The sequence below is a fragment of the Nocardia abscessus NBRC 100374 genome (genome assembly GCF_000308455.1).
Taxonomy (GTDB): Bacteria; Actinomycetota; Actinomycetes; order Mycobacteriales; family Mycobacteriaceae; genus Nocardia; species Nocardia abscessus.
This window is the reverse complement of record NZ_BAFP01000238.1, coordinates 1-2,947: the sequence shown is the minus strand read 5'-3', so window position 1 is coordinate 2,947 and position 2,947 is coordinate 1. Positions and strand designations below refer to the sequence as shown.

The following is a 2,947-nucleotide window of genomic DNA, read 5'->3' as shown; positions in this document are numbered from 1 at the left end:
TCCATTTGCTGCGAAACAGCTTCCGCTACGCCGGCCGTCAGGACTGGGACAAGATCGCCAAAGCGCTGAAACCGGTCTACACCGCGCCGACCGAGGACGCGGCCGGCGAACGATTCCTCGAGTTCTCCGAGGTCTGGGGCAGCAAATATCCCGCGATCGTGAAGCTCTGGTCGGATGCTTGGTCGGAATTTGTGCCGTTCCTGGCCTTCGACGTCGAGATCCGCAAGGTGATCTGCTCGACGAACGCGATCGAGTCGGTCAACGCCCGCATCCGCAAAGCCGTCCGGGCCCGCGGGCACTTCCCCAACGAGACCGCAGCCCTGAAATGCGTCTACATGGCGTTGATGAGCCTCGACCCCACCGGCAAAGGCCGCAAACGGTGGACCATGCGCTGGAAAGCCCCGCTCAACGCCTTCCAGATCGCCTTCGAAGGCCGATTGATCCCCACCAACCACTGAGAATCACCAACCAAGATCAACCGTTAATTAGACAGTCCCCGCCGGCCACGTCCGCGCGTTCGCCACCCTCATGACCGAGTTGCGCGGAGCAGAGCTTTCGAGCTTCGGGAGATCGGCGGATGGATATCGACATCACCTGCCCGAGCTGTGGACGACTCGACTGGGTGCAGAGTGTGCCCGCGTTGTGCTCGGACGGGACCTCGGTCTCGATGGGGAGGCGGATCGTATTCGGGTTTCGGAGTGTCGAGTAGCGGGCTCGTGCCGGTGTTCGGCACCATGACCGTCGATCGAACCCATATCACCGCGCTGGCCAACAGCTTCGCCCGCGAGCCGGACTGGAAACCGACGCGGCGTTTGACCCGGGTGGGCTGGATGTTGCTGCTTCCCGCGTTCTTGATGTTCATCGTTCTGGCCATCGGCACTGTCGGCGAAGAACCGGGACGAGCCCAGATGTCGATGGCTGTGTCCGGGGTGTTCATGGTCGGGATTTACGCCTCGCCGGGCCTGTTGACGCTCGCGGCTGCGCGGGACCGACGCCGTCACAACAACCGAATCCTGCGCGGACGCCCGCACGCGCACGCGCTGTGGGGGCCGGGTTCTATTGCCATCGCTGCGGGACCGCGTTCTGGCCGTACTCGCCCGTGGCGGGAATACCGGTGCGACAGTCGTTGTCGCCGCAGCAGTCCGATGGCATGTCTGGAAGGTCGGCCGCTATAACGACACCCGATAGTCGCCGAGCGATAGCGACCATCGCACCGGTCGACTCTCGCTCCGATCGCCCGGCACGGTCGTCGTCAAGTCGGCAGATGTCGAACCGGTCGGCAAATCATGCTGACCCGCAGCCTCACCGGCCGCTATCGCGCCGAGGCCGCGGTCCTGCTCACCTACAGCGCACACCTGCGCGGCGACGGCACCCTGGCCAGGCTCGCGATCACGATCGCACTCGAGGCCGATCCCACACACATCATCGCCCGGCTGGTCAACGCCGCGCTCGAACGTGCCCTCCCACCAGGCGTAGCGCACCGGTTCGCGCGGTTCGCCGTCGCAGCCGCCGACCTCGGCATCACCATCCCGTAGCGACACCGAACACGGGCCGGGCCGAACACGGCGCGGCGCGGCGCCGCAGCAGCACCGTTCGCTGCGCCGCCGCCTCATCGGGGGGTGTGCCGCCCGAGTCGAATCGGAGGGTCATCGGCCCCCGAATGCCGACCGGTGCACCGTCATCCCATCTTGCGGGATAAAGCGTTTCGGCAGATCTGCCTTGTTCTCGCCTCGCCTCAGCCACGCCGCTGCCGCAGGGCCCGATAGAACGTCCTCGTCTCCATCGCCAGCATCCAAAACGGACAAAAACAGATCGGAGATACGTTGCCCAGCAACTAGTCCTGGGGCGTTAATGGAGAAGGCGGGCCGCCGATCGAGTCGTGCACCAATCCGGTGCAGAGGATTTAGCACCACGGCAACGAGGAGGCTGCGCCATGCCTACCATCACTTCCATCTCCCCCACGTCAGGGCCGACGACGGGGGGTACCAGCGTCACGATTACCGGTACCGGGTTCACCGGTCCGACGACGGTTCGGTTCGGGAGCACCGCAACCACTTTCACCATGAACTCCCCCACCCAGATCACGGCCATCGCGCCCGCCGGTTCGGCCGGTACCGTACAGGTCACCGTCACCACCGCGGCCGGTACCAGTAACGGGGTCTCCTATACCTATCTCCCGGTCCCGTCCCTGAGCAGTGTCAGCCCCAGCCAAGGGTCCACCTCCGGCGGGACGACGGTCACACTCACCGGATCGGGCCTGACCGGAGTCACCTCGGTCAACTTCGGTGCCACACCGGCAACCTCGTTCACGGTCAACTCCGACACCCAGATCACCGCCGTATCCCCTGCCGGGAGCGGAATCGTGTCGATCACCGTCACCGGTCCTGGCGGCACCAGCAACCCGGTCACCTTCGTCTATGTCATAGTTCCGACCATCACGTCCATCTCCCCGACCGCGGGTCCCGCGTCGGGTGGTAACAGTGTCACGATCACCGGCACGAACTTCACCGGTCCCTTGACGGTACGGTTCGGCAGCACCGCAACCATTTTCACCGTCAACTCGCCTACCCAGATCACGGCCACCGCGCCTGCAGGTTCCGGGACGGTACAGGTCACCGTGACCGGCTCGGGTGGAACCAGCAACGGCGTCTCCTACACCTATGCCGGAGTCCCCAGCCTCACCTCGATCAACCCGAATTCGGGGCCGGTCACCGGCGGCACAACGGTCGTCCTCACCGGCACGGGCCTGTCCACCACCAGCGCGGTCAGTTTCGGTGGTACACCGGCGACCTCGTTCACGGTCAACTCCAATACGCAGGTCACGGCGGTCGCTCCCGCCGGAACGGGGACGGTACAGGTCACCGTCACCACTGCCGGGGGCACGAGCAACGGACTCTCCTACACCTACGTCGCCGTGCCCACGCTGACCACGGTGGTGCCGAACTCC

4 protein-coding genes are annotated in these 2,947 nt (G+C 65.3%); all 4 read left to right on the top strand.

Translation table 11 applies throughout. The features are described 5' to 3' along the window. Nucleotides 1–458 (top strand): IS256 family transposase (locus tag ON19_RS30980; RefSeq protein WP_043700707.1); only part of this gene is annotated, 458 nt, incomplete at its 5' end. A gap of 258 nt (nt 459–716) precedes the next feature. Then, on the top strand, nt 717–1,175 hold the full coding sequence (locus ON19_RS30975) for a hypothetical protein (RefSeq protein WP_043700874.1): 459 nt from the start codon (nt 717–719) through the stop codon (nt 1,173–1,175). A 111-nt stretch (nt 1,176–1,286) separates the two neighbouring features. Beyond that, nucleotides 1,287–1,535: a DUF4192 family protein gene (locus ON19_RS30970; protein WP_043700872.1), complete on the top strand. Its 249-nt coding sequence runs from the start codon at nt 1,287–1,289 to the stop codon at nt 1,533–1,535. Nucleotides 1,536–1,933: 398 nt separating this feature from the next. Continuing rightward, a partial coding sequence (locus ON19_RS30965) for an IPT/TIG domain-containing protein (protein ID WP_174377752.1) occupies nt 1,934–2,947 on the top strand: 1,014 nt, incomplete at its 3' end.